This window comes from Roseivivax sediminis (assembly GCF_900112685.1).
Lineage (GTDB): Bacteria > Pseudomonadota > Alphaproteobacteria > Rhodobacterales > Rhodobacteraceae > Roseivivax > Roseivivax sediminis.
The window spans coordinates 81,160-107,447 of sequence record NZ_FOMS01000002.1; the positions used below are offsets into that span (position 1 = coordinate 81,160).

Consider the following 26,288-nt stretch of genomic DNA (forward strand, 5'->3'; position numbering starts at 1 on the left):
CGTGTTGGCCCTGCCCGTTCATGCTGGCGCGCCGGACACGTCACCAAGGCCCGTTGCGCGCACGCCCACCGATGCGGAGGGCTCCGCCTCGGCGCTGATCGGCGTGGTACGGCCCGAAGATGTGGAAAGCGACACCCCCGATTTTCGGCGAGAGACGGATCAGGCCGGGGCGGTGACGGGCGGCCATGTCCCCGGTTCGATCACCGCGCGGCTGTCTGACGCCAACCGCCCCGCAACTCGCCCCGCAAGCATCGTCGAGGCCGGGATCGCCGCGAAGATAATCACGCATTGGGAACGCCCCGCGGGCGATGGCGAGATGCCGGTTGCGGGCCGGCTGGCCTTCGCCGGTGCCAGCCAGCAGGCCGTGGCCGTCACCTTGCGGCCGGTGCGGCGCAGCCAGGCGCTGGTGCACGAGGCCATGGCGCGGCAGCGCGAGCGCCGGCGCGGGGCGATCTGCGGCGATCCGGCGATCCAGGGCGAGGCGGTGGGCTACGTGCCCGGGCGGATCCCGGCCTGCGGGATCGACGATGCGGTGCGCGTGCGCGCGGTCTCGGGCGTGGCGCTGTCGCAGCAGGCGCTGGTCGACTGCGGCACCGCGCGGGCGCTGAAGCGATGGGTCGACCGCGGGCTGAAGCCGGCGGTGGGCCGCGCCGGCGGCGGCGTGGCAGAGTTGCGCGTCGCGGCGCATTACATCTGCCGGACGCGCAACCATCAGCCCGGCGCCAAGGTCTCCGAGCACGGCAAGGGCCGGGCCATCGACATCTCGGCCATCCGGCTGCGCGACGGGACGAACATGACGGTGCTCGGCGGCTGGCGCTCGGCGAACCAGGGGCCGATCCTGAAACGCGCCTACCGCGCCGCCTGCGGAATCTTCGGCACGACGCTCGGCCCCGACTCCGACCGGTTCCACCAGGATCACTTCCACTTCGACACCGCGCGCTATCGAAGCGGCAGCTACTGCCGGTAAGCGCTGATCGAGCTGCCGCTCCAGGATATCTGACCGGCGCTCGACCGGGCGAGAGGCCGGCCCGCGCTGCGCTGCTCCGGGCTATCGGCGGCGATCATGCCTGCTTCCTGGCTGGCGCCGGATCGCCGTTGCTTCGGCGCATCGTGACACCTGGTCGCTCCTCAGCGCGCTTGTACCCCGGAGCCGAGAGCTTTTGGGATATCGCGTCAAGATCACCGGAAAGTTGAAGTGTGCGGGTCAGTTCTTCGAGAAACACGCGAGGGTCACGCCGCACTTCATCCATGTCGATGATGATCGCGGGCACGGTGTCGCTCTCCATGAGAAAATCCATGGCCGGCACCCATAACTTCGCGTTGCGGTAAGCCGCGTTGATGTCCCCCTGGACCGATGCGTCGCGCTTCACGACGGACCGGCAAATCGCGACCGGATTCCGCACGCAGAGCACGAAAACCGGGTTGCGGAGAAGATCGGGCATCTCATGAAAATACTGGGCTGCGCGCGGCAGCTTGAAGCCCCAGCGGGTATGCGATCCGTTCCGCTCCTCCACCAGTTTCCGGAAGGCCTTTCTCCGATGCAGGGGACGCTTGAAGAGCGTGCGGCTGGGGAGCGCGCGCATCATGTCCAGATCCTCGAGATTGTGCATCTGCAAGTTGGCGCCGATGAAGCAACCGAGTTCGTAGAGGGAGTAGGATACCACAGTCGTCATGCCGCGCGCCGGCCCGCCCACGACGAGCGTTTCCGTTCCAACGACGCTTGCGAGCAGCCCCGGGTTGGTCACCAGCATCGTCTGTTCAAGGTGAAACTCGGGCATCCTGCCTCCGGCGCAAAGTGTGTCGCCCCTGTCCGACGCCAGTGGCACGGTGTCAATTCGCAACGCGCCGCGGCATCAGCCTGTTCACCTGCATTAAACGGAATATGAACGGCGCCGATTTCGACGCCGTCCGCAGAGGTGACCCGCTCTTGTTCTGTGGCGCCTGGGAGCGCGGGCGGGATCAGCTATCGGGAGCGCCGCCGATCAGGGTGCGCAGCATATCTTTCGCGACGTCCGAGTCCCATTCGGCATCGCCCTGGAGGCGGGCGATCTCATCGCCCTCAGGGTTGAGGATGACCGTGATCGGCAGGCCGAGCACTGCCATTTCGCGCGCAAGCGCCGAATTGGGATCGCGCAGGGTCGGCAGGTTGTCGACGCCGATGTCCTCGAAGAACGATTGCATGGCCGGGCGCGGGCTGCGGCCGGTGGCGATGGTCACGACCTCGAAATCCTCGCCGCCAAGCTCGGTCTGAAGCTCGGAGAGCATCGGCATCTCCTTGCGGCAGGGCGCGCACCAGGTGGCCCAGAAGTTCACCAGCGCCCACTTGCCCTCGTAGTCCGAAAGGGAGGCAGGCTCCCCGTCGAAGGTCTCGAAATCCGCGGTGCCGGCGGGATTGGGCTCCGAATGGAAGGTGAGCTTCTTCATGTCGCCGTCCGCGAGCGCCTGCGCGGCCTCGATGTCGGCGGCGGCCGGAATTGCAAGCAGCGTGAGCGCGGTATAGAGCGCGAGGACCCGTTTCATTCTGCCTCCGAGAGGGTGACCATGGCCGAGACGACCTCGAACGCAATGTGGGGCGGCCGCTTTGCCGACGCGCCGGACGCGATCATGGAGGCGATCAACGCCTCGATCGGGTTCGACAAGCGGCTCGCGCCCCAGGATATCGCGGGCTCGAGGGCCCATGCGGCGATGCTGGCCGCCACGGGCATCATCGAGGCTAGCGATGCGGAGGCGATGAGGAAAGGCTTGCTCACCGTCTTGTCAGAGATCGAGGGCGGCACGTTCGAATTTTCCACCGCGCTCGAGGACATCCACATGAACGTGGAGGCGCGGCTGACCGAGATCATGGGCCCGGCGGCGGGACGGCTGCACACCGCGCGGTCGCGCAACGACCAGGTGGCGACGGATTTCCGGCTCTGGGTGCGCGATCAGCTCGATCTGGCGGAGGGGCAGCTCCTCGCGCTCTTGCGAGCGCTCCTCGCCCAGGCCGAGGCGGGCGCGGAGTGGGTGATGCCGGGTTTCACGCATCTGCAGACAGCGCAGCCGGTGACCTGGGGCCATCACATGATGGCCTATGTGGAGATGTTCGGGCGCGACCTCGGCCGGGTGCGCGACGCGCGGGCGCGGATGAACGAATGCCCGCTGGGCGCCGCGGCCCTGGCCGGCACGTCCTTCCCGATCGACCGGGAGATGACGGCGGAGGCGCTGGGCTTCGACCGGCCCGCGGCCAATTCGCTCGACGCGGTGTCGGACCGGGACTTCGCGCTGGAATACCTGTCGGTGGCGTCGATCTCGGCCATGCACCTGTCGCGCTTCGCCGAGGAGCTGGTGATCTGGTCCTCGGCGCAGTTCCGGTTCGTGACGCTGTCGGACCGGTTCTCCACCGGCTCGTCGATCATGCCGCAGAAGAAGAACCCCGATGCGGCGGAGCTGATCCGCGCCAAGATCGGCCGGATCTTCGGCGCACAGGTGGCGCTGATGACGGTGATGAAGGGTCTGCCCTTGGCCTATTCCAAGGACATGCAGGAGGACAAGGAGCAGGTCTTCGACGCCGCCGACAACTGGGCGCTGGCGCTGGCGGCGATGGAGGGCATGGTGCGCGACATGAGCGCCAACGTCGATGCGCTGGAGGCGGCGGCGTCGAGCGGGTTCTCGACCGCGACGGACCTGGCCGACTGGCTGGTGCGCGAGGCCGGGATGCCGTTCCGCGAGGCGCATCACGTCACCGGCACGCTGGTGGCGCTGGCCGAGACACGCGGCTGTGACTTGCCCGATCTGACCCTCGCGGACATGCAGGAGGTGCACGGAGACATCACGGAGGGTGTTTTCGACGTCCTCGGCGTGCATAATTCGGTGGCGAGCCGTACCAGCCTGGGCGGCACCGCGCCGGTGCGGGTGCGCGAGGAGGTCGCGCGGTGGAAGGAGATCGTGGGATGAGGCTTGCAGCCGTGTTTGCGTTTCTGGCCCTGGCCGCCTGCGGCGCCGACGGCGAGCCCGAGCGCCCCGAGCCGCGCGAGACCGGGCCCGGCGTCCGCTTCGACGTGTCCGGCAGCGCCGGCATCGGGGTCGCGTCGCGGTGAGGGCGCTTGCGGGGTTCGCACTCGCGCTGTTTGTCGCGGCGTGCGGCGCGCCGGATCCCGGTGCCAAGCCCCGGAAACCGGATGCCTCGGAATACTTCAAGGAAGATGCCCCCGCCTCCCGCCGGGCGAAGGAAAAGCGCGCCGCGATCCTGGCGGACGAGGACGGCGACGGCGTTGTGACGACCGGCTATGCGGGTGTCGGCGTGGGATCGGACGGGGTCATCGGCCGTGGCGGCTTCCTGATGCGCCGGGGCAACTTCACGCTCGGGATGGAGTTGTGACCGGCCTGCGGCCGCTCTGGCTGGCGCTCGCACTCTGGGGCGCGGTGCATCCGATGTACTGGTTCGTGACCTATCTGTCGCAGAATGACTGGAGCTTCGGCGCGCTGATCGACGCGTGGTACGTGAACGCCTCGACCACCGGGCTGACCTGGGATCTGACCATCGCGGCGGTGACGCTGACGCTGTGGATCCTGAGCGAGGTGGCGGTGCGGCGCAACTGGGCGGCGCTCTGGGCGATTCCGGCGACGTTCTGCATCGGGGTGAGCTGCGGGCTGCCGCTTTACCTGTGGCTGCGGTCGCGGCCGGTGTGACCGCCTTGCGGCGGTGCGAGAGCGCCGCTCTCGCGCTCTGGGGAGTATTTTCGACGAGAAGAAGGGTGGAGCGGGAGCGCGGGCTCCGGTAGAGCGCGCGCGGACCCATGTGAGGCGTGAATGGATCATTTTCTTTATCGTGACGGCGTGCTGCACGCCGAGGACGTGTCGCTGCACGAGATCGCGGCGGAGGTCGGCACGCCCGCCTATGTCTATTCGACCGCGACGCTGGAGCGGCATTTCCGGCTGTTCGACGAAGCGCTCGAAGGGCTGCCGCACCTTGTCTGTTTCGCCATGAAGGCGGCGTCGAACCAGGCGATCCTGAAGGTTCTGGCGCGGCTCGGCGCCGGGATGGACGTGGTGTCGGGCGGCGAATACGCGCGCGCCGTGGCCGCCGGCGTGCCGGGCGAGCGGATCGTGTTCTCGGGCGTCGGCAAGACCGAGGAGGAGATCCGCGCGGCGCTGACCGGCGGCGTGCGCCAGTTCAACGTGGAGAGCGAGCCGGAGCTCCTGGCGATCAGCCGGGTGGCGTCGTCGCTCGGCGTGTGGGCGCCGGTGACGCTGCGGGTGAATCCGGACGTCGACGCGAAGACCCATGCCAAGATCGCCACCGGCAAGTCGGAGAACAAGTTCGGCGTGCCGATCGCGCGGGCGCGCGAGGTCTATGCCGAGGCGGCGCGGCTGCCGGGGATCGAGGTCGTGGGGATCGACGTGCATATCGGCTCGCAACTGACCGAGCTGGCGCCGTTCGAGGACGCCTATCGCAAGGTGGCGGAGCTGACCGAGGCGCTGCGCGCCGACGGGCACGACATCCGCCGGCTGGATCTGGGCGGCGGCCTCGGCATTCCGTACCGCAACACCAACGAGGCGCCGCCGCTGCCGTTCGACTACGGCGCGCTGATCCGGCGCACGGTCGGGCATCTGGGATGCGAGATCGAGATCGAGCCGGGGCGGCTGATCGCCGGCAATGCGGGGCTGCTGCTCGCCCGGGTGATCTACGTGAAGGAGGGCGAGGGGCGGCGGTTCCTGATCCTCGACGCGGCGATGAACGACCTGATCCGGCCGGCGATGTACGACGCCTGGCACGACATCGTGCCGGTCATGGAGCCGGCGCCGGGGGCCGAGGGCAGTGTTTACGATATCGTAGGGCCGGTGTGCGAGTCGGGAGATACCTTCGCCAGGGCGCGCGAGATGCCGGAGCTTGCCGCCGGGGATCTGGTGGGGTTCCGGTCGGCCGGGGCTTACGGCGCCGTGATGGCGAGCGAATACAATACGCGCCCGCTGGTGCCGGAGGTGCTGGTGAAGGGCGATCACCATGCTGTCATCCGCGCGCGGCCGACCTTTGACGAGATCATTTCGCGCGATACCATCCCCGGATGGCTGCAGGAGGACTGATCCGGCGGCCCTGGCCCCGCGCATTGCCTGCCGCGCGCCCCCGAAGGGAGAGAGCATGGCCGAGACCGACCGTCCCGACACCCCCCGCGCGGAGACCTCTCGTTCCGCCGCCGACATCCTGTCCGCCGTTGCCCGGCCGCTGGCGCTGACGCGGCTCGGCATGGTGGCCGAGCGCATCGTGCGGGCGTTCTGGCCGCTCTGGTCGGTGCTGTTCGTGACGCTGGCGGCGCTGATGCTGGGGCTTCAGGACCTCGTCACGGTGGAGGTCGTCTGGGCGGCCGGTCTGGTCGTCCTCGTCGCCGCCGGCTGGACTCTGTGGCGCGGTATACGGCGATTCGTCTGGCCTACGCGGGCGGGCGCGCTGGCGCGGCTCGATGCGACGATGGTGGGCTACCCGATTCGCGGCGCGCTCGATAGGCAGGCGATCGGGGACGCGGATTCGGCATCGGCGGCGCTCTGGTCCGCCTACCAGGCGCGCATGCGGGCGCGGCTGAAGGAGGCGCGCGGGGTGCGCCCCGATCTGCGGGTCGCTGCGGCAGACCCCTTTGCGCTGCGCTACGTGGCTCTCCTGGCGCTGTGCACGGCGTTGCTCTTCGGGTCGGTGCTGCGAGTGGAATCCGTGACCGGCATGGGGCCGGGCGGTGGCAGCGAGCTTGCCTCCGGTCCGTCCTGGGAAGGCTGGATCGAACCGCCCGCCTATACCCGCAAGCCGGCGCTCTATCTCAACGACATTTCCGCGGCCGAGGTCGAGGTGCCCGAGGGCGCGCAGGTGACGCTGCGCATGTACGGCGCGCCGGGGAACCTGAGCGTGAGCGAGACCGTCTCGGGCCGACCCTTCGCGCAGAGCGTCGAAGAGGCCGAGGCCACCGCGCAGGAATTCGCGGTCGCGAAATCGGGCCAGCTGGCCGTCGACGGGCCGGGCGGACGCGCCTGGGACGTGGTGATGCTGGCCGATTCCGCACCGCAAGTGGAACGGGCCGGCGCGTTCGAGACGACGTGGGACGGTGAGGCGACGCTGCCCTTCCGCGCCACCGACGACCATGGCGTTGCCTCCGGGACAGCTAGGATCACGCTCGCGCTGTCCGAGGTCGACCGCCGCCACGGACTTGAGCGTTCTCCCGAGGATCGCCCCGCGATCGAGATCGCGCTGCCCATGCCCATCGCCGGCGACCGCGCCGCGTTCGAGGAGGCGATGGTCGACAACTTCTCGCAGCATCCCTGGGCGAACCTGCCGGTGGAGATCGCGCTGTCCGTGACCGATGACGCCGGCCAGACCGGCACGTCCGAACCGGAGGTGCTGACACTGCCGGGGCGTCGCTTCTTCGACCCGATGGCGGCCTCGGTGATCGAGGCGCGGCGCGATCTGCTGTGGAACCGCGAGAACGCGGACGACGTGGCGATGGTGCTGCGGGCCGTCAGCCACCGGCCCGACGATGTCTTTCGCAAGGCCAAGCATTTCCTGCGCATGCGAACGATCCGAACGAATCTCGAAGCCTATGCCGAGGACGGGCTGTCCGACGAGGAGCGGGGCGAACTCTCGACCGCCTTGTGGGATTTCGCCGTCCTCCTGGAGGATGGCGACCTAGACGATGCCCGCGAACGGCTGGCGCGCGCGCAGGAACGCCTGAACGAGGCGATGCGCAACGGCGCCTCCGAGCAGGAGATCGCGGAGTTGATGCAGGAGCTGCGGCAGGCGACCGACGATTACATGCGCCAGCTCGCCCAGCAGGCGCAGCGCGAGTCCGAGGAAAATCCGGACATGGCGCAGAACCCGGGCGAGAACATGATGCAGATGTCGCAGAACGACCTGCAGGAGATGATGGACCGCATCCAGGAGCTGATGGAGCAAGGCCGAATGGCCGAGGCGCAACAGGCGCTCGAAGAGCTTCAGCAGATGATGGAGAACATGCGCGTCACCCAGGGCCAGGGTCAGGGCCAGCAGAGCCCGGGCGACCAGGCGATGGACGATCTGGCCGAGACGCTGCGCGAGCAGCAGGACCTGTCCGACCAGGCGTTCCGCGATTTTCAGGAGCAGTTCAATCCCGGGCAGCAGCGCCAGGGGGAACAGGGTGAGCAGGGTCAGCAGCAAGGCCAGCCGGGCCAGCAACCCGGGCAGGGCCAGCAGCAGGGCCGTGGCCAGGGGCAGCAGCAGGGTCAGGGCCAAGGCCAGGGGCAGCAGCCCGGCCAGGGGCAGGGCGGCGAGCAATCGCTCGGCGACAGCCTGGCCGACCGGCAGGGGGCCTTGCGCGAGGAACTCAATCGCCAGCGTCAGAATCTGCCCGGCGGCGGATCGGAGGCCGGGGATCGCGCCGCGGAGGCGCTCGACCGGGCCGAGGGAGCTATGGACGGCGCGGAACGCGCGCTGCGCGAGGACGACCTTGCCGAGGCCATCGACCGGCAGTCGGAGGCGATGGAGGCGCTGCGCGAGGGCATGCGCAATCTCGGCGAGTCGATGGCCGAACAGCAGGACCAACAGCAGGGTCAGCCGGGCGAGCAGGGCACCGCGCAGGGGCAGGAGCCCGGCCAGCAACAGGATCCGCTGGGCCGCGACACCGGCTCCAACGGCCAGGTCGGTACGAACGAGACCATGCTGCAGGGCGAGGACGTGTACCGCCGCGCGCGTGAGCTTCTTGACGAGATCCGGCGCCGCTCGGGCGAAGGCGAACGCCCGGACGAGGAACTGGAATATCTCGAACGTCTGCTCGACCGGTTCTGATCGTCCGCTCCGCCATCTGGTGATTTCCTGACCGTTCGGTCGGGGAATTCATCTTGCATCGGCAGCCGTTATTTGCATCCATCTCTGGGAGCGGAGTGCGGCGCCGTCGGCGCCGGGCCGCGACCGTCCGGGCTCTGTCCGGGCGCTGGCAGGTCGCCGTGGAGGGCGACAGGGGAGGACGACATGACACTCGACAGACGCACGCTCGTGGGCGCGGCACTGACGCTCGGGCTGATCGGCACTGCCGCATCGGCGCAGGAGGTCACCCTGCGGATGCACCAGTTCCTGCCGCTGCAGGCCAACGTGCCGCAGCACATCCTCGAGGTCTGGAAGGATCGGATCGAGGAACAGTCCGACGGCCGCATCGCCGTGCAGCACTACCCGTCGATGCAGCTTGGCGGCACGCCGCCGCAGCTTGTCGACCAGGTGATCGACGGCGTCGCCGACGTGATCTGGACCGTCGCCGGTTACACCCCCGGCCGCTTCCCGCGCGTCGAGGTGTTCGAGCTGCCGTTCACCGTCACCGATGCCGAACCTGCGTCGAAAGCCTTTTGGGAACTCGCGCAGGAGACCATGATCGACGAGGATTTCAGCGACTTCAAGCTGCTGGCGACCTGGGTGCACGGCCCCGGCGTGATCCATTCCAGCGAGCCGATCGAGACGGTCGACGATCTTAACGGCGTGAAGCTGCGGGCGCCCACGCGGACCACGAACATGATGCTCGAACGGCTCGGCGCGACGCCGGTGGGCATGCCCGTCCCGGCGATCCCCGAGGCGCTGTCCAAGGGCGTCGTCGACGGCGCGGTGATCCCGTGGGAGGTGACCGGCGCCCTGCGCGTGCCCGAGCTGGTGCAGAACCACACCGAGTTCGGGCCGGAGATGCTCTACACGACGGCGTTCATCTTCGCGATGAACCAGAATACCTATGACTCGCTGCCCGACGATCTGAAGAAGGTCATCGACGACAATTCGGGGATGGAATTCTCCGCCTTCGCCGGCAAGACCCAGCAGGATTACGACGCGCCCGCGCGGGAAGAGGCGGTCGCGGCCGGCAACAACATCATCACACTGTCCGAAGAGCAGGTCGCCGAATGGCAGGAGGCCGCCGAGCCGACCATTGAAGCCTGGATCGAGGAGATGGATGAACGGGACCTCGATGGCCAGGGCCTCTATGACCGCGCCGTGGAGCTGATCGAGAAGCACTCGGCCGAATGACACTCTCGGGGCCGGCACGGCCGGCCCCGCCCACCGCCCCGGAGCGCGCATGCTGAATCTGGTGACCGGCCTTGCCCGGCTGATGGCCTATCTCGGCGGTCTGGTCCTGACCGGTCTCGTGGCGCTCACCTGTCTCAGCGTCATCGGCCGCGGGCTGAACACGCTGGGCCATTCCGATGCGCTGACCTCGGTCGCGCCGGCTTTGGGCGACGCGCTCATCGCGACCGGCGTCGGGCCGATCACCGGCGATTTCGAGTTGCTCGAGGCCGGCGTCGCCTTCGCGATCTTCGCCTTCCTGCCGGTGTGCCAGCTTTATTCGGCGCACGCGACGGTGGACATCTTCACCTCGTACCTGAGCGAGCGCGCCACCCGTTGGATCATGGCTTTCTGGGAAGTGGTGCTGACCGCCACGCTCGCGCTGATCGCCTACCGCCTTTACTTCGGCATGACCGACAAGATGCGCTACGGCGAGACGACGTTCCTGCTGCAATTCCCCGTCTGGTGGGCCTACGCGGCAAGCCTGATCGGCGCCGTCGTGGCTGTAGTGGTGGGGATCTACTGCGCCTATGCGCGGCTGCGCGGTGCCGTGACCGGCTCCACCCCATTGCCCGGCCACCTGGAGGCGGACCATTGAGCACGCTCGAACTGGGCTATGCCTCCTTCCCGGTCCTCCTGCTGATGATCTTCCTGCGGGCGCCGATCGGGCTGGCGATGCTGCTGTGCGGGATCGGCGGGTTGTGGCTGGCCATCGGCACGCCGTCGATGTTCCTGTCCAAGCTCAAGTCCGAGACCTACACGACGTTTTCCAGCTACTCGCTGACGATCATCCCGATGTTCCTGCTGATGGGCCAGTTCGCGACCCTGTCGGGCATGTCCACGTCGCTGTTCAAGGCGGCCGAGGCGTGGCTCGGGCACCGCAAGGGCGGGGTGGCGATGGCCGCCGTCGGGGCTTGCGCGGGGTTCGGGGCGATCTGCGGCTCCTCGCTTGCCACGGCGGCCACGATGAGCCGCGTGGCCCTGCCGGAGCTGCGCCGCTATGGCTATTCGGGAGGCTTTTCCACAGCCACGCTGGCAGCGGGCGGCACGCTCGGCATCCTGATCCCGCCCTCGGTGATCCTGGTGATCTACGCCATCCTGACCGAGCAGAACATCGCCAAGCTCTTCCTCGCGGCCTTCGTGCCGGGTGTGCTGGCGGCGCTCGGCTACATCATCGCGATCTCGATCTACGTGCGGCTCTACCCCGACCGCGCCGGCACGCGGGAGCCGCAGCCTTACGCCGAACGCTGGCGCGCGCTGGCCGACGTCTGGCCGGTGCTGATCGTGTTTCTGCTGGTGGTCGGCGGCATCTACCTGGGCTGGTTCACCCCGACCGAGGGCGCGGCGGTGGGTGCCGCCGGCACCGGTATCGCGGCGCTCTTGTCGGGCAACCTGACCTGGGCGGTGTTCAAGGACAGCATCGTCGCCACCGCCACGTCGACCGCGATGATCTTCTTCATCGTGCTCGGCGCAGGGTTCTACAATTCCTTCCTCGCACTCAGCCAGGTGCCGCAGGAACTGTCGGGCTGGGTGGTGGGGCAGGGGTTCTCGCCTTGGACGGTGCTGACGCTGATCCTGATCTTCTATCTCGCCTTCGGCTGCCTGATGGACAGCCTGTCGATGATCCTGCTGACGATCCCGATCTTCTTCCCGGTGATCTCGGCGCTCGATTTCGGCATGTCGACCGAGCACATGGCGATCTGGTTCGGCATCCTCGTGCTGATCGTGGTCGAGGTCGGGCTGATTACCCCGCCGGTGGGGATGAACCTCTTCATCATCAACTCGATGGACCGGACAACGCCGATGGCCGAAACCTACAAGGCCGTGCTGTGGTTCGTCGGCTCGGACATCCTGCGGGTGATCCTGCTGGTGACGTTTCCCGCGATCACCCTCTTTCTCATTCCGTAAGAGCGCCGTTGCGCGGGGGCGTGCTGCCAAGAGCAGATAATCAATGTTCGGTATAGTTTTTTCATGTAATGAGTGTTGCACGGAGTAAGTGTTATTCTTCTCGCGACAACATTGCGCTCACAACCAAATCCCGCGTCCGGACCGGCCTTGACGCGGTGCAGGCCGCTGGCATGCGTCCGCGTGATCGCCAAGGCTGCGGGATACGGCAGGACAACTTGAGTGGGTCGCGCCGCAGTCAAGTTCAATTTCGGTGATTAGGTATGGTACATATCAGTTCAGATAATCGTAACGCCGCACCAATGGTGGACGCGGCAACGGAGGATGCGGTCGACGACGCTATCCTGCGCCAGTTCGTGGGCTATCACATGCGCCGGGCTGCCAATATCCTGCAGGCAGATCTCGCGCGCACCCTGAAAGAGATCGACCTGCGCATGATCACCATGTCGGTGCTGGTGGTGATCGTTGACAACCCGGGTTTGCGGCAGTCGCAATTGGCCGACGCCTTGGCGATCGAGCGGCCCAACCTGGTGTCTATCCTCGACGAGCTGGAAGAGCGCGACCTGGTCAGCCGCACCCGCGTGCCCACGGATCGCCGGGCCTACGCGCTCACGCCCACCCAGGCGGGCGAGAAGCTGGCCGCGAAGGCCCTTGAACTGACGGCCGAACACGAAGACAGGATCCTGTCGCAGATCAATCTCGAGGAACGCGCGCAACTCGTTGCCCTGATGCAGCGGATCGTCGACGGCGCCTGATCGGGCGGCTCAGTCCGGATCGACCCGGCCGCGCATCGCCTTGACCTGACCGCGAGCCTTCTTTGCCTCGATGCGCTTGCGTTTCTGACCCTTTGACGGCTTCGTCGGGATGCGCCGCTTGGGCTTTTCCAGCGCCTTCGTCACCAGCTCGGCCAGCCGGGTGCGGGCGATTTCGCGGTTGCGCGCCTGGCTGCGGGTCTCATCGACCTGCACGATGAGGGCACCGTCCTTCGTCCAGCGCCGCCCGGCGATCCGGCGCAGCCGCGCTTTGACCGGGCCGGGCAGGTTGGGCGATCGCTCCGCCTCGAACCGCAGTTCCACAGCGGTCGCGACCTTGTTCACGTTCTGCCCGCCGGGACCGGAGGCGCGCACGAAATGCTCGGTCATCTCCCAGTCCTCAAGCGTGATCTGCGGGCTGATGCGTAGCATTGCGGGTCCTGTCCTGAGTCTGCGGACGGGGATACGCGGGCGCGGCGCGCAGGCCAACCTCCGGCGTGAAACGTAAAAGGGCCGCCCGGAGCGTGGGCGACCCTTCGAGAACTAGGAGGCGGGGTCGGTTAGACCGTTCGCCAATGCGGACCATCCTCCGCCAGGGGCTGCCCTAGGCGGCGATCCTCCACACTGTTCCGACACCTCTCTCCAATGCTTCTCTCGACACTGGATCACCTCCTTTCAGTTATGGAAAACGTGAATTGAGGGTGGCACGGAATTCGTTTCGGTCAAATGAAAATTAGCGCTTCAGACCGCTAGACGCTGCGATTGTGCCTTCGAAACGATCACCCGGAACGGGACCAGGGCAAGTACCGCCAGAGACAGCTTTACCAGCCAGTCCGCCACGGCAAGCGACACCCAGAGCGGCACCGCCGGCCCGGCGCCCAGAAGCGGCAGCGTGTCCCCGGCCCAGCTCACGTCGTTCGTGGGTTCGAGGAAGGTCAGCGCACCGGAAAAGGCGACGGTGAAGAAGATCGCGGTGTCCACCGAGGATCCCACAAGGGTGGAGGCCAGCGGCGCGCGCCACCAGCGCCCGCCGCGCAGGCGGTCGAAGATAGAAACGTCCAGAAGCTGCGCCGTCAGGAACGCAAGGCCCGAGCCGAGCGCGATGCGAAAGGTGACGAGCGGGCCGAACTCCCCCTGGATCTGCGTGCCGACGAAGGAGCACGCGACCCCGACGAGGAAGCCGACCAACACCACCTTGCGCGCGGGGCCCGCGCCGTAAAGGCGGTTCATCAGGTCGGTGACGAGGAAGGCGACCGGGTAGGTGAAGGCCCCCCAGGTCAGCCACTGGCCGAGGAGGAACTGCACGAGGATATTTGAGGCGACGACGACGGCCGCCATGGCAAGGATGCCGGGAATATGGGCGCGGGTCATTGGCTTTCCCGTTTTGAGCAAGGTTGCGGGGACTTGGCTCCGCCTTGTGCGGAACAGCGCGCGCAATAGCCGCCCGGTCCCGTTCCCGCAAGGGTCAATCCCGCACGAGGTACTCCACGAACTCCGTCCGCTGGAGCGGGTTGAAGTTGTCGTCGGATACCATCGTCAGCCGGATCGCCCCGTCCGCGTCCTGCCAGGCCGAGATCCCTTCGAGATTGTCGTGCACGCCCGTCCCGGTCTCCAGCAGGAGGGTTTCGGCCCGGGCGCCTTCGTCCGTCAACTCGAAGCGCCGGACGCGGCTGCGAAAGCCGATCACCGTGAACGACCGCTCCAGCACGTAGAGCCGGCCGTCCGGGCCGATATCGGCGCCGGTCACCAGGAAGCCGCCACTGCGCGGGATCCGGGCGACGACACGCCAGCTGCCGCCTTCCAGCCGCCAGACCGGGAAGGGCCGCGTCAGCCGGCCGGACCGTTCGGGCAGCGCCACGAGCCGGCCTTCCAGGTCGATGGCGAGGGCCTCCAGCCCGGAATTGCCCTCCAAGGCTTTCATCTCGGCGCTCAACTCTATCGGGGTGCCGCGATCCTTTTCATCGAGGCGCAGGATCCGGGGTATTCCCTCGAAGGAGACGAAGGTGCCGGCCGGCCCGATCGCCAGACCCTCGGAATCGAGCCTTGCACCGGTCACCGGTTGGCCGTCGGCCTCCCGGAGGCGGCGTAGTGGTCCGGTTTCAATGTCTTCGATCCGGCCGCTGTCGTCGCGGGCGATCGTCCCCGAGAGGATCAGCCCCCTGTCCCCGATGGCCGTGAACCGGCGGCCGTCCGCGCTCAGCTCGAGCCCCGAAAGACCTCCAAAGGCCGTCGCCTCCACGGTCCACGGAGTCTCGCCCACCAGCCGCGCGCCCTCCGGCGGCCCGGCCGAGGACGTGAGCGCGACGGAGGCGAGCAGCACCGCGCCTAGCGCGCGGTCAGGACGCCGGAGCATTGAGCGGGCAGATCGGCGAGCGTCAGCTCGGGCTTCGGCTTCGGTGGCGTGTAGTCGGGATCTGGCGGCGGCGGGTTGAGGATGTTGTTCACCCAATCCTGCGCGTCGGCGCAGCCGTCTCCGGCCGGAGGCGGATCCTGGTCGCGGCAATTGGTGGCGCCGTCCGGGCAATTCAGGCGGACGTGGAAATGGTAATGGTGGCCGTACCACGGCCGGATCTTGCGCAGCCAGGACCGGTCACCGGTCTCGTCGTTGCACATCTTCACCTTGGCGCCGGGAAAGACGAAGATCCGCGCCACGCGAGGGTCGGAGGCCGCACGTTTCATGATCTCGTGATGCGCCCGGGTCCAGCCCGAATTGGTGAACGCACCTTTCTGCCGCCGCATGGATATCGAGGAGATCGATTCGCGTTCGGCGCGCGTCAGGTCGAGCCGCTTCGGCGGCAACATCCAGATATCGGCATCGAGCCCGCTCTGGTGGCTGGCATGCCCGGTCAGCATCGGGCCGCCCTTGGGCTGGCTGAGATCGCCGATATAGAGCCCGGCCCAGCCCGGCTGCTGCGCCGCGAAGCGCGACAGGTCCTGCAGGTAATCGACGGTGATCGGCTGGGCCCAGTTGCGGTTGCGCGACAGGCGCATCGCCTGCCAGGTCGGGCCGGTTTCGGGAAGTTGCACGTTGCCGGCGGCGCATCCCTTGGAATAGAAGCCGATCGGCTCGGGCCGCTGGTTCGACGGACCCGGCTCGTGGCCGAAGAGTTGCTTGGCGCTCTTTGACGAGACCACCGCCGACACCGGCGTCGCCTCGGCCCGAGGCGCGCCGCCCGACCGGGCCGCGTTCAGGTTCTCGGATCGTCCGCCGCAGGCGGCGAGCGCCAGCGCCAGGGCGAGGATCGGAATGGTCCGGATCATGCTGCTCGATCTCCGTCGCTTTCGACCCAGACTAGCAGCACGAGCCCCACTCCGAAAAGCACAATGAGCGGAGAGACCCCCACCTGTTGCGACCCGCTCAACCAGGTGGTCAACGCGATGAGCGCGGGCGCCAGGAACGACGTCGCCTTGCCGGCCAGTGCATAAAGCCCGAATGCCTCGGTCATCCGTCCGGCGCGCGCCTGTCGCACCATCATCGTGCGCGAGGCCGATTGCAGTGCGCCGCCGGCCGCGCCGATGGTTGCACCGAAGACGTAAAAGGCGATGTCGGGCGCGGACGAACCCTCCTCCAGCGGGATCAGGAACAGGCTGTCGCGGTTGACCATGACGATGGATACCGCGACCGCCGTCAGGATCAGGATGCAGCCGGCGATCACCGGTTTCGGCCCGAAGCGCGCATCGGCCTTGCCGCCGAGCCAGGCGAACAGCGCGCCCGAGACGATGGCGAGGATGCCGAAGATCCCGGTATCGACCACCGACCAGCCCAGCACGCCGGCGGCGTAGATCCCGCCGAAGGCGTACATCCCGTTCAGCGCGTCGCGGTAGAACATCGACGAGGCGAGATAGGCAAACAGCGACGGCGTCCGCGGCAGGCCGATGACCGTCGTGCGCAGCTCGCGCAGCGCCTTCGGCACCGCGCCTTTCGGTGCGGGTTTCGCGCGCGGATCGCGCACCCACAGGAAGAACGGCACCATGAACACCGCGTACCAGATCGCCGCGAGCGGTCCGACCGCGCGCGTTCCTTCCCGCGCCTCGGGGTCGAGCCCGAAGGCCGGGTCGAGCCCGACGAAGGTGGTCCCGGTCGCGCCGCTCTCGGCCAGGAAGACCAGCATGATCAGCAGGCTCACCAGCCCGCCTAGATAGCCGAAGGCCCAGCCGTTGCCCGAGATCCGTCCGATCGCCTCGCGCGGGCCGAGATCGGGCAGCATCGCGTTGGTGAAGATCGTTGCGAACTCCATGCCGATGAGGCCGACGGCAAAAAAGAACAGCGTGCGCCAGAGGTCGAAATCCCCCGGCTCGGCAAACCACAGCATCCATGCGCCGACCACGTAGAGCGCCGAGAATCCCCAGATCCAGCGCAGCCGGTTGCCGCCGGTGTCGGCGAGCGCGCCGAGCACCGGCGCCAGCAGCGCGATCACCACTCCGGCAACCGCGATCCCCGCAGCCCAGACGGTCTGCGCGGCGCTGCCGTCCTGCAGAAGCTCCTTGACGTAGGGTGCGAAGATGAAGGTGAGCAGCAGCGTGTTGTATGGCTGGCTGGCCCAGTCGAAGAAGAACCAGCCCCAGATCCGCCGTCTCAACCCGTCCGCCATCCGCTCCGCGCCCCCGTTCCGCCGCGCGATCAAACAGCCGGGCGCCGCCTGCCGCAAGGCCGGATCGTCAAAGAAGGCGACGAAAGCGGGTGCGCTTCAGGTTTCATCTGCCCGAAAATATCCTGTCGGTGTGGGGGCTGGCCCCCACACCGCCAACGCAAGCGAGGACGGCCCGAAAGGGTCGGAGGAGCTCCCCTCAGCCGCCCATCGGCGGCCAGGGCCGCGTGTCTTCCGCCGCGATCCAGGCGCGCACCCAGTCGGGCAGATCGGGCGCCTCGATCCTGCGGCCGAGCGCGGCCAGCACCTCCTCGGGCGGCACGATGCCGGACGGGCTTGTCGCCGCGCTGCGCAGGAGCGCGTGGCTCGAACAGGCCCCGTCCGGCGTCCACATCGCCTGCTCGATATAGATGAACCGATGATCCCAGCCGATCACCCGCGAGCGCATCTCCAGCCGCTCGAACATCCGCACGCGTCGCCGGTAGCGCACCGAGGCGCCGGCGATCGCCATTCCCCAGCGCTTCTTGCGCAGGACGGTGTCGAGCCCCAGGCGCCGCGCCATCGGGATGCGGCCGAGATCGAACAGCGTCAGCGTCCGACCGTTGTTCAGTTCGCGCCATACGTCGAGGTCCCAGGGCCAGCAAAGGTGATGCGACACGTGCACCTCCCCGACCTCCAGCGGCGCGGCATCGCGGTGGACCCAAAGCTCCTTGAACATGCGCAGGAAGGGATACATTCGGGCGGCTCCTTTCGCCGCCCGCTTCGCCCCGGAGGATGGAACCGTCAACCCCGGACTTCGCGGCACTCTTGCCCTCGCCGCTGCCTTTGCCTACCTCTGGGGCGCCCGGCGCGCGACAGGAGCTTGCATGCAATCGCTTTTCCAGATCCTGATGCTGATCCTCGACATCATCTGGTTCTTCATCATCGCCCACGTCATCATGAGCTGGTTGATCAACTTCCAGGTCCTCAACCTGCGCCAGCCGCTCGTGGCGCAGATCTGGGACGGTCTGAACCGCCTGCTCGAACCGGTCTACAGCCAGATCCGCCGCGTATTGCCGCCGATGGGCGGGCTCGACCTCGCGCCGCTGGTGGCGCTGGTCGGCGTCTATGCCCTGCGCATCATCCTCGCCAACAACGCCGGGGCGTTCTACGGCGCCTACTGAGCCTTGCGCTCGTAGGCGCGCAGGATCGCGGACTGGTCGGCCGAGCCGAAGCCGGCGCCCTTGGCCAGTTTGAAGCCCGCGGTCGTGCCCTGCGTCACGGGCACGTCACGGCCCGCGCGGTCGGCCGCCGCGCTGATGATGCCGAGGTCCTTCAGGATTCCGTCCACCGGGAACTGCACCTCGTGCGCACCGTCGAGCATCCGGCGCCCGTAGGTGCGCATCATGTCGCTCGCCACCGGGGTTTCACAGAAGATCTCGAAGGCGCGCTCGCGGTCGTGACCCAGCGCCTCCACGAGCGACAGAAGTTCGGCGAAGGCCGCCTCCTGCGCGGCCAGCATCCCGTTCACCAGGAGCTTGGTCGCGATCCCGGCGCCAACGGGCCCGGCCCGGTGCGTCGCCTTGCCCATCGCATCGAGTGCGGCCTCCGCCCGCTCGATGGCAAGCTGATTGCCGCCGGCGAGGATCACCAAGTCACCCGCTTCCGCCGGGGCCAGCGTGCCGGCGACCGGTGCGTCGATGAAGGCGGTGCCGGCCGCGGATGCATGGCCGGACAGCTCCGCGATCCAGTCGGGCGAGAGGGTGGAGCATTCGACCGCCACCGTCTCCTCGCCCATGGCGGCCAGCGCGCCGGTCTCCTCGTCCGTCCAGACCGCGCGCGAGGCCGCGTCGTCCATCACCATGGCGACCACGATCTGCGCGCCTTTCGCCGCTTCGCGGGGGTTGCCGGCCTCGGTCGCGCCGGCGGCGACGAGGGCGTCGGCCTTGCCGGGGCTGCGATTCCAGACGGCGAGTTCGTGGCCCGCCTTGACGATGTTCATGGCCATGCGCGATCCCATCGCGCCGAGGCCCAGGAATGCGATCTTCATGTCTGTCGGTCCCTTGAAGTGACGTGCCGCGGGCGGAACGTCGCGGCGGCCAGCCTTGTTCACCGAATCTTAGTGTGCGACTGTCGAAATAAGAGCAGATCGACACAAATCCGGCGAAACGCGCCCCTCGATGTCTTCCGACACGGTCCTTTCCGACGACACTGGCACGGGCGCCCCGACCCGGGCCGCCGCGCTTTTGCGCGAGGTTTTCGGCTTCGACGCCTTCCGCCCCGGCCAGGGCGAGATCGTGGAGGCGGTGGCGGCCGGCGACAACGTGCTCGCCATCATGCCCACGGGCGGGGGCAAGTCGCTCTGCTACCAGCTTCCCGCCTTGATCGGGCACGGCGTCACGGTCGTCGTCTCGCCGCTCATCGCGCTCATGCGCGACCAGGTGCGCGCCCTGCGCGAGGCGGGGGTGGAGGCCGGGGCGCTCACCTCCGGCAACACGCCCGAGGAAACGGACGCGGTCTGGGACGCGCTGCATGACGGGCGGCTGAAGCTTCTTTACCTCGCGCCGGAACGGCTCGCCTCGGGCGGCACGCAGCGCATGCTGGCAGAGGCCGGCGTGACCCGCATCGCCGTGGACGAGGCGCATTGCGTCAGCCAGTGGGGTCACGATTTCCGCCCCGACTACCTGCGCATCGGGGAACTGCGCCGCGCGCTTGGCGTGCCGCTCGCCGCCTTCACCGCCACCGCGGACACCGAAACGCAGGGCGAGATCGTCACCCGGCTCTTCGACGGGGCGGCGCCGACCACCTTCCTGCGCGGCTTCGACCGGCCGAACCTGCACCTGGCGTTCCAGCCCAAGGACCAGCCGCGCCGGCAGATCCTCGCCTTCGCCGCCGCGCGGCGCGGCCAGTCGGGCATCGTCTATTGCGGCACGCGGGCAAAGACCGAAAGCCTCGCCCAGGCGCTGCGCGAGGAAGGGCATTCCGCTTTGGCCTATCACGGCGGGATGGAGCCGGATCAGCGACGGGACACCGAAGAGCGTTTCGCCACCGAGGACGGGCTGATCGTCGTCGCCACCGTGGCCTTCGGCATGGGCGTCGACAAGCCGGATATCCGCTGGGTCGCCCATGCCGATCTGCCGAAGTCGATCGAGGCCTATTACCAGGAAATCGGCCGCGCCGGCCGCGACGGCGCCCCGGCCGAGACGCTGACGCTCTTCGGCGCGGACGACATCCGCCTGCGCCGGTCGCAGATCGACGAGGGCAACGCCCCGCCCGAACGCCGCGCCGCCGATCACGGCCGGCTGAATGCGCTTCTCGGCCTCGCCGAGGCGATAGGCTGCCGCCGCCGCCAGCTGCTGAGCTATTTCGGCGAGGACCATCCCGGCAATTGCGGCGGCTGCGACCTGTGCGACCGCCCGCCCGAGACATTCGACGGCACCGAGGCGGTGCGCAAGGCGCTGTCCGCCGCGCTCCGCACCGGGGAAAGCTTCGGCGCGGGCCACCTCATCGACATCCTTCTGGGCAACGCGACCGACAAGGTCCGCCAGCGCGGTCACGAGAGCCTGCCGACCTTCGGCGTCGGCAAGGATCTGTCCCGCTCGCAATGGCAGGCGGTGTTCCGGCAGATGATGGGCCGCGATCTCATCCGCCCCGATCCCGACCGCCACGGCGCGCTGTGGATGACCGAGGCCGCCCGCCCGATCCTGCGCGGCGAGGCCGGCATCACACTGCGCCGCGACACCATAGACCGCGCCAAGGCTGCGCGCCCCGCCGTGAAGACGCTGGTGAGCGAGGAAGACGCGCCACTGATGTCCGCGCTCAAGGCCAAGCGCCGTGCGCTGGCCGAGGCCGCGCGCGTGCCGGCCTACGTGATCTTCCCCGACCGCACGCTGATCGAGATGGCAGAGCGGCGTCCCGCCAATCTCGACGAGATGGCCGGGATCTCGGGGATCGGCGCGAAGAAGCTCGAACGCTACGGCGCCGCCTTCCTTGAGGTGATCCGCGGCGAGGCCGAAGCGGTGCATCCGGCGCGGCGCAAGCTGGCGGGAGGCTCGTCCGGCGCGGTCTACGACCGCCTTCTGTCGGCGCAGGCGGACCTCGCCCGCGGGCCCGACGGCACCGACAAGCCGCTGTCCTGCTCGGCCTCCCAGCTTGCCAAGGTGGCGGAGGTGCGCCCGCGTGACGCCGATACGCTGACCCGCCTTCTGGGGGAGCGGCGAGCGGAACGGTTCGGGGCGGCCTTCCTCGATATCCTTCAGGACGGCTGAGACCGCTGCGATCCGCTTGTGCGGCCACCGCCCGGATTGTATGCCAAATCTCGACGATGCCCGAGGGAGACCCCAGATGCTCAAGCGCCCGTTCGACAAGACGAAGCTGCCCAGCCGCCACGTGACCGAAGGGCCGGCGCGCGCGCCGCACCGCTCCTACTACTACGCGATGGGCATGACCGAGGAGGAGATTCACCAGCCCCTCGTCGGTGTCGCGACCTGCTGGAACGAAGCCGCGCCGTGCAACATCTCCCTCTCGCGGCAGGCGCAGGCGGTGAAGATGGGCGTCAAGCAGGGCTTCGGCACCCCGCGGGAGTTCACCACGATCACCGTCACGGACGGCATCGCCATGGGCCACGAGGGCATGCGGTCGTCCCTCGCGTCGCGCGAGGCCATCGCGGACACGGTGGAGCTGACGATGCGCGGGCATTGCTACGACGCCATCGTCGGGCTTGCCGGCTGCGACAAGTCGCTGCCGGGCATGATGATGGCGATGGTGCGGCTGAATACCCCGTCGGTGTTCATCTACGGCGGGTCGATCCTGCCGGGCAAGGCGCCGCAGGTCGACGAGATTCCCGAGGATTTCCGCACCCGCGACCTGACCGTGCAGGACATGTTCGAGGCCGTCGGCCGCCACCAGAACAATGAGCTGTCGGATGCCGCGCTGGCGATGCTCGAACGCGTCGCCTGCCCGAGCGCGGGCGCCTGCGGCGGGCAGTTCACCGCCAACACCATGGCCTGCGTCTCCGAGGCGATCGGCCTCGCGCTGATGAACTCCTCGGGCATGCCCGCCCCCTACGAGAGCCGCGACAGCTATGGCGAAGCCTCGGGCCGCGCGGTCATGGACCTGATCGAGAGCAACATCCGCGCCCGCGACGTCGTCACCCGCAAGAGCCTCGAGAACGCCGCGCGCGTCGTCGCCTGCACCGGCGGGTCGACCAATGCCGGCCTGCACCTGCCGGCCATCGCGCACGAGGCGGGGATCGAGTTCTACCTCGACGACGTGTGCGAGATCTTCCGCGACACGCCGTATTTCGTCGACCTCAAGCCGGGCGGGTCGCACGTGGCCAAGGACCTCTTCGACGCCGGCGGCATCCCCGTCGTGATGAAAGAGCTGCGCAAGGCCGGCCTGATCCACGAAGATTGCATGACCGCCAGCGGCAATAGCATCGGCGAAGAGCTCGACCAGATCTCTCGCACCGCGGACGGCAAGGTCATCTACCCGATCGAGACGCCGATCACCAAGACCGGCGGCGTCGTCGGCCTCAAGGGCAACCTCGCGCCCGAGGGCGCCATCGTGAAGGTCGCCGGCATCCCCGCCGAGAACCAGGTCTTCACCGGCCCCGCGCGCGTCTTCGAATGCGAAGAGGAGGCGTTCGAGGCGGTGAAGTCCCGCGGCTACGAGGAAGGTGAGGTCATCGTCATCCGCAACGAAGGCCCCGCCGGCGGCCCCGGCATGCGCGAGATGCTGGCCACCACCGCGGCCCTCTCCGGGCAGGGCATGGGCAAGAAGGTCGCGCTGATCACCGACGGGCGCTTCTCGGGCGCGACGCGGGGCTTCTGCGTCGGCCATGTCGGCCCCGAGGCGGCGCATGGCGGGCCGATCGCGCTTCTGAAGACCGGGGACGTCATCACCATCGACGCGGTGAAGGGCGAGCTGTCGGTCGATCTGTCGCAAGAGGAACTCGATGCCCGCCGACAGGCGTGGACCGGCGCGCGGCCCACGGATTATGCCGCCGGGGCGCTGTGGAAATACGCGCAGCTCGTCGGGGCGACTTACAAGGGCGCGGTCACGCACCCCGGCGCGGCGGCGGAAACGCACGTCTACATGGACCAGTGATGGCCATGCGGGTCGCTCTTGCCGCCTGTCTCGCGCTGGCCCTCGCCGCCTGCGAGGTGCCCGAGGGCGGAGAGCTGCGCTTCGCCCCGGGCGCCGGGGCGGGAATCAGCGCCGGCCGCGACGCCCTCACCGGCGAGGAGGAGGCCGCGCCGATCCGCGCCGTGGAAATGGCCGGCGGCGCGGTGGTCGTGGCCGGCCCGCGCGGCTACTGCATCGACCCCGAAACCGTGTCCGCCCGCGGGGGCGGCGGCTTCGCGATGCTCGCCAGCTGCCGGATCCTCGCCGGGTCCGGCCCGGCCGTGGCGCCGGCGCTGATCACCGTGACCGTCGGCGCGCGGGAGCGTGCACCGGTCCTGCCCGATCCGGCGACGCTGGCGCGGCTCGTCGGCGGGCCGGCCGCCTCGGCGGAGACCAGCGAAGGGTTCGTCAGCCTGCAGATACAGGAAGGCGGCGACACGGTTCTGGCCGGCGGCGACGGACGCTATTGGCGCGGCGCGTTCCTGCAGGGGCCGCGGCTGGTGTCGCTCGCGCTCTACGCGCCCGAGGGCAGCCGCCTCGCCGGGGCGCCCGGCCGCGCCCTCCTGGCCGAGGTGCGCCGCGCCATCGCGGCCGCGAGCCCCGAGACCGGCACGTTGCCGGGCGGCGGCTGAGCGGGCGCCGTCCCGTGGTGGTAACCATCTGGCACGAGGCCGGGACGCACGGCAGAGTGACGCGGCGACGCGCGGGGTAACGATGGCAGGCGACGGGCAGGGCTTTCTGGACAGGATCGCGGAGCGCGGCGCGCTGCGGCGCTGGCGCCGATTGGCGACCGCGGCCCCCGAAACCGACCTTGCCCGGCTGCGGGGCCAACGCACCTCGGCCCGGCGGCTGAAACGGTATCTCGACGACTTCATGCATGTCGCCGACGGCCGGCTCGCCCTGCCGGCGAACGTCAATCACGCGATCCCCCGGCCGCATGACGCGGACTGGGCCTGGCGGCCCGAGCTTTGGTCCGGCCCGCTGCCTGTGCCCGGCCTCGCCTCGGTCCGGACCGCGTCGGCGCTGGGTTCGGAGGCCACGCTGTTTCACGATTGCCCCGCCTCGGAGCTGATCCTGCGCCAGATCCGCAACACGCGGGAGGCCGACCTCGCCGCATACGGCCTGCGGCTCGACGTGTTCCGCTTCGACGGCTCTTACCTGTCGCTTGCCGTCGATCTGCCGCAAGAGGCTGCTCAGGGCCTGAAGCGCCGCCACCTGATCCGGCTGGAGACTATCGTGGAAATGGAAACACCGCTGGAGATCTTCGTGCGGCTCAACGTCCAGCATGGCCCTAACGTCGAACAGATCGTGCGCGAGCTGCCGCTCCACCGGCACGGGACCCGGGTGGAGTTCGACCTCGCCTACACCAGGCTGAAGGATAAGCGCGTGGACAAGCTCTGGACCGACATCATCTTCGAGGGCTCGCAAATGAACCAGGTGGTGCTGCGCGATCTGACCTTCAGCCGCCGTCCGCGCGCGGAACTCTGAGCCGGGAGGGACAGCGATGAGCGTCTACACGGTCACCAAGACCCGCTTCACCGAAGGCGTCTGGGAGGGGCTGGTCGCCGCAAAGGAGGCCGATGCCGCGCCGCCCGAGATCGCGGTCACCCACCCGGAGCGCTCGCTCGGCGCGGTGTCGCTGAGCGATACCGGCACGCCCGGTCGCTGGGTCCTGCGGGTGCCGGTGCCGGCGGATCTGATCGGCGACGGGGTTCAGACCTTCGTGATCGCCGACGCCCGCAGCGGCGAGACGCTGGAGAGCTTCACGCTCATCGCCGGGGAGGCGCTCGGCGACGATATCCGCGCGGAAATGGCGCTGCTGCGGGCCGAGCTCGACCTGCTGAAGTGCGCCTTCCGCCGCCACTGCACGGAAACGCCCTGATCGGCCCCGCCTTGACCTTCGGCGCAGGGGGGTAGAGACGGTGCGGGTCTTTCCCGGTCAGGAACTCCCGCAGCCATGCACGCGCTCCGCGGCATCTCCCTCAAGCTCGGCTCCGTGGTGCTCTTCGTCATCATGTCGGCGATGATCAAGGCGACCGCGCCGCACGTGCCGGCCGGAGAGGCGGTGTTCTTCCGCTCGTTCTTCGCGATGCCGGTGATCCTGGTGTGGCTCGCCCGCCGGCGCGAGCTGCGCACCGGCCTCAAGACGTCGAACCCGCTGGGCCATCTCTGGCGCGGGCTGATCGGCGTGTCGGCGATGGGCTGCACCTTCGCCGGACTCGGGCTCCTGCCGCTGCCCGAGGTGACCGCCATAGGTTTCGCCGCGCCGATCCTCACGGTGCTGTTCGGCGCCCTGCTGCTGGGCGAACGGATCCGCGCCTTCCGGATGAGCGCGGTGGCCGCGGGCCTTGTCGGCGTGACGATCATCGTCTGGCCGCGCCTCACGCTCGACGCCGGCGAGGGCGCGGCGCTGGGCGTCGGGCTGGTGCTCCTGGCCTGCATCTTCCGGGCGCTGGCGCAGATCCAGATCCGCCGGCTCGTCGCGCACGAGGATACCGCCGCCATCGTCTTCTACTTCTCGCTCACCTCGACGCTGCTGGCCCTGTGCACGTCGCCCTTCGGCTGGGTTCTGCCGGACGGGCGCGAGACGGCGCTGCTGGTCGGCGCGGGGCTGATCGGCGGGGTGGCGCAGATCCTGATCACCTCGGCCTACCGCTTCGGCGAGGCGGGGCTGCTGGCGCCCTTCGACTATGCCGCCATGCTCTTCGCACTGGTCATCGGCTACACCGTGTTCGGCGAGGTGCCGACCCTGGCGATGCTGGCCGGCGCGGCCATTGTCATCGCCTCGGGCGTGGCGATCATCTGGCGCGAACGCCAGCTCGGACTCAGGCGCGGCAAGGGCCGGGCGGGGATGACCCCCCAGGGCTGAGGCGGGCGGGCGCCGCCAGCAGCCGCGCCCCTCTCTTC

General features: G+C 68.7%; 27 protein-coding genes. 18 read left to right on the forward strand and 9 right to left on the reverse strand.

Annotated features, from left to right (window positions below; all coding sequences use genetic code 11):
• Position 1 precedes the first annotated feature (1 nt).
• On the forward strand, positions 2 to 967 hold the full coding sequence (locus F3H57_RS03545; RefSeq protein WP_394349817.1) for an extensin-like domain-containing protein: 966 nt from the start codon (positions 2 to 4) through the stop codon (positions 965 to 967).
• A 94-nt stretch (positions 968 to 1,061) separates the two neighbouring features.
• Here the strand turns inward: F3H57_RS03545 and F3H57_RS03550 are convergent, their stop codons facing one another.
• Together F3H57_RS03550 and F3H57_RS03555 are read right to left on the reverse strand one after the other, a co-directional pair.
• A complete protein-coding gene (locus tag F3H57_RS03550; protein ID WP_149754512.1) occupies positions 1,062 to 1,778 on the reverse strand; it encodes a hypothetical protein in 717 nt (238 codons plus the stop codon).
• A gap of 181 nt (positions 1,779 to 1,959) precedes the next feature.
• Positions 1,960 to 2,520: a TlpA disulfide reductase family protein gene (locus tag F3H57_RS03555; protein WP_149754513.1), complete on the reverse strand. Its 561-nt coding sequence runs from the start codon at positions 2,518 to 2,520 to the stop codon at positions 1,960 to 1,962.
• 21 nt (positions 2,521 to 2,541) lie between these two features.
• Between F3H57_RS03555 and argH the strand changes: the two genes are divergently transcribed.
• From argH to F3H57_RS03605, 10 genes are all read left to right on the forward strand, one after another.
• Positions 2,542 to 3,933, forward strand: coding sequence for an argininosuccinate lyase (gene argH, locus F3H57_RS03560; protein ID WP_149754514.1), 1,392 nt, complete (start codon positions 2,542 to 2,544; stop codon positions 3,931 to 3,933).
• Complete coding sequence (locus F3H57_RS03565) at positions 3,930 to 4,076, forward strand: argininosuccinate lyase (protein ID WP_149754515.1); 147 nt, start codon at positions 3,930 to 3,932, stop codon at positions 4,074 to 4,076. Before argH ends, F3H57_RS03565 begins: the two co-directional genes overlap by 4 nt.
• The gene (locus F3H57_RS03570) at positions 4,073 to 4,357 is read left to right on the forward strand and encodes a hypothetical protein (protein ID WP_149754516.1); all 285 of its coding nucleotides are present in this window, start codon (positions 4,073 to 4,075) and stop codon (positions 4,355 to 4,357) included. Before F3H57_RS03565 ends, F3H57_RS03570 begins: the two co-directional genes overlap by 4 nt.
• Positions 4,354 to 4,668, forward strand: a complete 315-nt coding sequence (locus F3H57_RS03575; protein WP_149754517.1) for a DUF2834 domain-containing protein — start codon at positions 4,354 to 4,356, stop codon at positions 4,666 to 4,668. The genes F3H57_RS03570 and F3H57_RS03575 overlap by 4 nt, the downstream gene beginning before the upstream one ends.
• A 120-nt stretch (positions 4,669 to 4,788) precedes the next feature.
• Positions 4,789 to 6,063 carry a diaminopimelate decarboxylase gene (lysA, locus tag F3H57_RS03580; protein ID WP_149754518.1) on the forward strand — a complete coding sequence of 425 codons (1,275 nt, stop codon included), beginning with the start codon at positions 4,789 to 4,791 and terminating at the stop codon, positions 6,061 to 6,063.
• 55 nt (positions 6,064 to 6,118) lie between these two features.
• Positions 6,119 to 8,779 carry a TIGR02302 family protein gene (locus tag F3H57_RS03585; RefSeq protein ID WP_149754519.1) on the forward strand — a complete coding sequence of 887 codons (2,661 nt, stop codon included), beginning with the start codon at positions 6,119 to 6,121 and terminating at the stop codon, positions 8,777 to 8,779.
• Positions 8,780 to 8,962: 183 nt separating this feature from the next.
• Complete coding sequence (locus tag F3H57_RS03590) at positions 8,963 to 9,994, forward strand: TRAP transporter substrate-binding protein (protein WP_149754520.1); 1,032 nt, start codon at positions 8,963 to 8,965, stop codon at positions 9,992 to 9,994.
• Between the two features lie 49 nt (positions 9,995 to 10,043).
• On the forward strand, positions 10,044 to 10,628 hold the full coding sequence (locus F3H57_RS03595) for a TRAP transporter small permease (protein ID WP_149754521.1): 585 nt from the start codon (positions 10,044 to 10,046) through the stop codon (positions 10,626 to 10,628).
• Complete coding sequence (locus tag F3H57_RS03600) at positions 10,625 to 11,938, forward strand: TRAP transporter large permease (RefSeq protein WP_149754522.1); 1,314 nt, start codon at positions 10,625 to 10,627, stop codon at positions 11,936 to 11,938. Before F3H57_RS03595 ends, F3H57_RS03600 begins: the two co-directional genes overlap by 4 nt.
• Positions 11,939 to 12,198: 260 nt before the next feature.
• Positions 12,199 to 12,690 carry a MarR family winged helix-turn-helix transcriptional regulator gene (locus F3H57_RS03605; RefSeq protein ID WP_223162937.1) on the forward strand — a complete coding sequence of 164 codons (492 nt, stop codon included), beginning with the start codon at positions 12,199 to 12,201 and terminating at the stop codon, positions 12,688 to 12,690.
• A gap of 9 nt (positions 12,691 to 12,699) precedes the next feature.
• On the opposite strand, the gene arfB is transcribed toward F3H57_RS03605, so the two are convergent.
• The 6 genes from arfB to F3H57_RS03635 form a co-directional block, all read right to left on the reverse strand.
• Positions 12,700 to 13,119 carry an alternative ribosome rescue aminoacyl-tRNA hydrolase ArfB gene (arfB, locus tag F3H57_RS03610; protein ID WP_149754523.1) on the reverse strand — a complete coding sequence of 140 codons (420 nt, stop codon included), beginning with the start codon at positions 13,117 to 13,119 and terminating at the stop codon, positions 12,700 to 12,702.
• Positions 13,120 to 13,428: 309 nt separating this feature from the next.
• On the reverse strand, positions 13,429 to 14,058 hold the full coding sequence (locus F3H57_RS03615) for a queuosine precursor transporter (protein ID WP_149754524.1): 630 nt from the start codon (positions 14,056 to 14,058) through the stop codon (positions 13,429 to 13,431).
• 94 nt (positions 14,059 to 14,152) lie between these two features.
• Entirely contained in the window at positions 14,153 to 15,040 is an 888-nt protein-coding gene (locus tag F3H57_RS03620; protein WP_149754525.1) for an esterase-like activity of phytase family protein, read from the reverse strand.
• Positions 15,013 to 15,948 (reverse strand): penicillin-insensitive murein endopeptidase, encoded by a 936-nt coding sequence (gene mepA, locus F3H57_RS03625; RefSeq protein WP_149754526.1) that lies wholly within the window; start codon positions 15,946 to 15,948, stop codon positions 15,013 to 15,015. Before mepA ends, F3H57_RS03620 begins: the two co-directional genes overlap by 28 nt.
• A complete protein-coding gene (locus F3H57_RS03630) occupies positions 15,945 to 17,279 on the reverse strand; it encodes an MFS transporter (protein WP_149754527.1) in 1,335 nt (444 codons plus the stop codon). The genes mepA and F3H57_RS03630 overlap by 4 nt, the downstream gene beginning before the upstream one ends.
• A 196-nt stretch (positions 17,280 to 17,475) precedes the next feature.
• On the reverse strand, positions 17,476 to 18,012 hold the full coding sequence (locus tag F3H57_RS03635) for an acyl-CoA thioesterase (protein WP_149754528.1): 537 nt from the start codon (positions 18,010 to 18,012) through the stop codon (positions 17,476 to 17,478).
• Positions 18,013 to 18,142: 130 nt separating this feature from the next.
• Between F3H57_RS03635 and F3H57_RS03640 the strand changes: the two genes are divergently transcribed.
• The gene (locus tag F3H57_RS03640; RefSeq protein ID WP_149754529.1) at positions 18,143 to 18,439 is read left to right on the forward strand and encodes a YggT family protein; all 297 of its coding nucleotides are present in this window, start codon (positions 18,143 to 18,145) and stop codon (positions 18,437 to 18,439) included.
• On the opposite strand, the gene F3H57_RS03645 is transcribed toward F3H57_RS03640, so the two are convergent.
• Positions 18,433 to 19,305, reverse strand: a complete 873-nt coding sequence (locus F3H57_RS03645) for an NAD(P)-dependent oxidoreductase (RefSeq protein ID WP_149754530.1) — start codon at positions 19,303 to 19,305, stop codon at positions 18,433 to 18,435. The genes F3H57_RS03640 and F3H57_RS03645 overlap by 7 nt on opposite strands.
• A 130-nt stretch (positions 19,306 to 19,435) precedes the next feature.
• Here F3H57_RS03645 and recQ point away from each other — a divergent pair, with 130 nt between their 5' ends.
• The 6 genes from recQ to F3H57_RS03675 all read left to right on the forward strand — a co-directional run bounded on the left by recQ (position 19,436) and on the right by F3H57_RS03675 (position 26,250).
• A complete protein-coding gene (gene recQ / locus F3H57_RS03650; protein WP_149754531.1) occupies positions 19,436 to 21,523 on the forward strand; it encodes a DNA helicase RecQ in 2,088 nt (695 codons plus the stop codon).
• A gap of 76 nt (positions 21,524 to 21,599) precedes the next feature.
• The gene (gene ilvD, locus F3H57_RS03655; protein WP_149754532.1) at positions 21,600 to 23,363 is read left to right on the forward strand and encodes a dihydroxy-acid dehydratase; all 1,764 of its coding nucleotides are present in this window, start codon (positions 21,600 to 21,602) and stop codon (positions 23,361 to 23,363) included.
• On the forward strand, positions 23,363 to 24,013 hold the full coding sequence (locus F3H57_RS03660; protein WP_223162938.1) for a dihydroxy-acid dehydratase: 651 nt from the start codon (positions 23,363 to 23,365) through the stop codon (positions 24,011 to 24,013). The genes ilvD and F3H57_RS03660 overlap by 1 nt, the downstream gene beginning before the upstream one ends.
• Before the next feature lie 82 nt (positions 24,014 to 24,095).
• Positions 24,096 to 24,869, forward strand: a complete 774-nt coding sequence (locus F3H57_RS03665; protein ID WP_149754533.1) for a DUF6478 family protein — start codon at positions 24,096 to 24,098, stop codon at positions 24,867 to 24,869.
• Between the two features lie 16 nt (positions 24,870 to 24,885).
• Positions 24,886 to 25,263 carry a hypothetical protein gene (locus F3H57_RS03670; protein ID WP_149754534.1) on the forward strand — a complete coding sequence of 126 codons (378 nt, stop codon included), beginning with the start codon at positions 24,886 to 24,888 and terminating at the stop codon, positions 25,261 to 25,263.
• 75 nt (positions 25,264 to 25,338) lie between these two features.
• Positions 25,339 to 26,250, forward strand: coding sequence for a DMT family transporter (locus F3H57_RS03675; RefSeq protein ID WP_149754535.1), 912 nt, complete (start codon positions 25,339 to 25,341; stop codon positions 26,248 to 26,250).
• Positions 26,251 to 26,288: the final 38 nt, after the last annotated feature.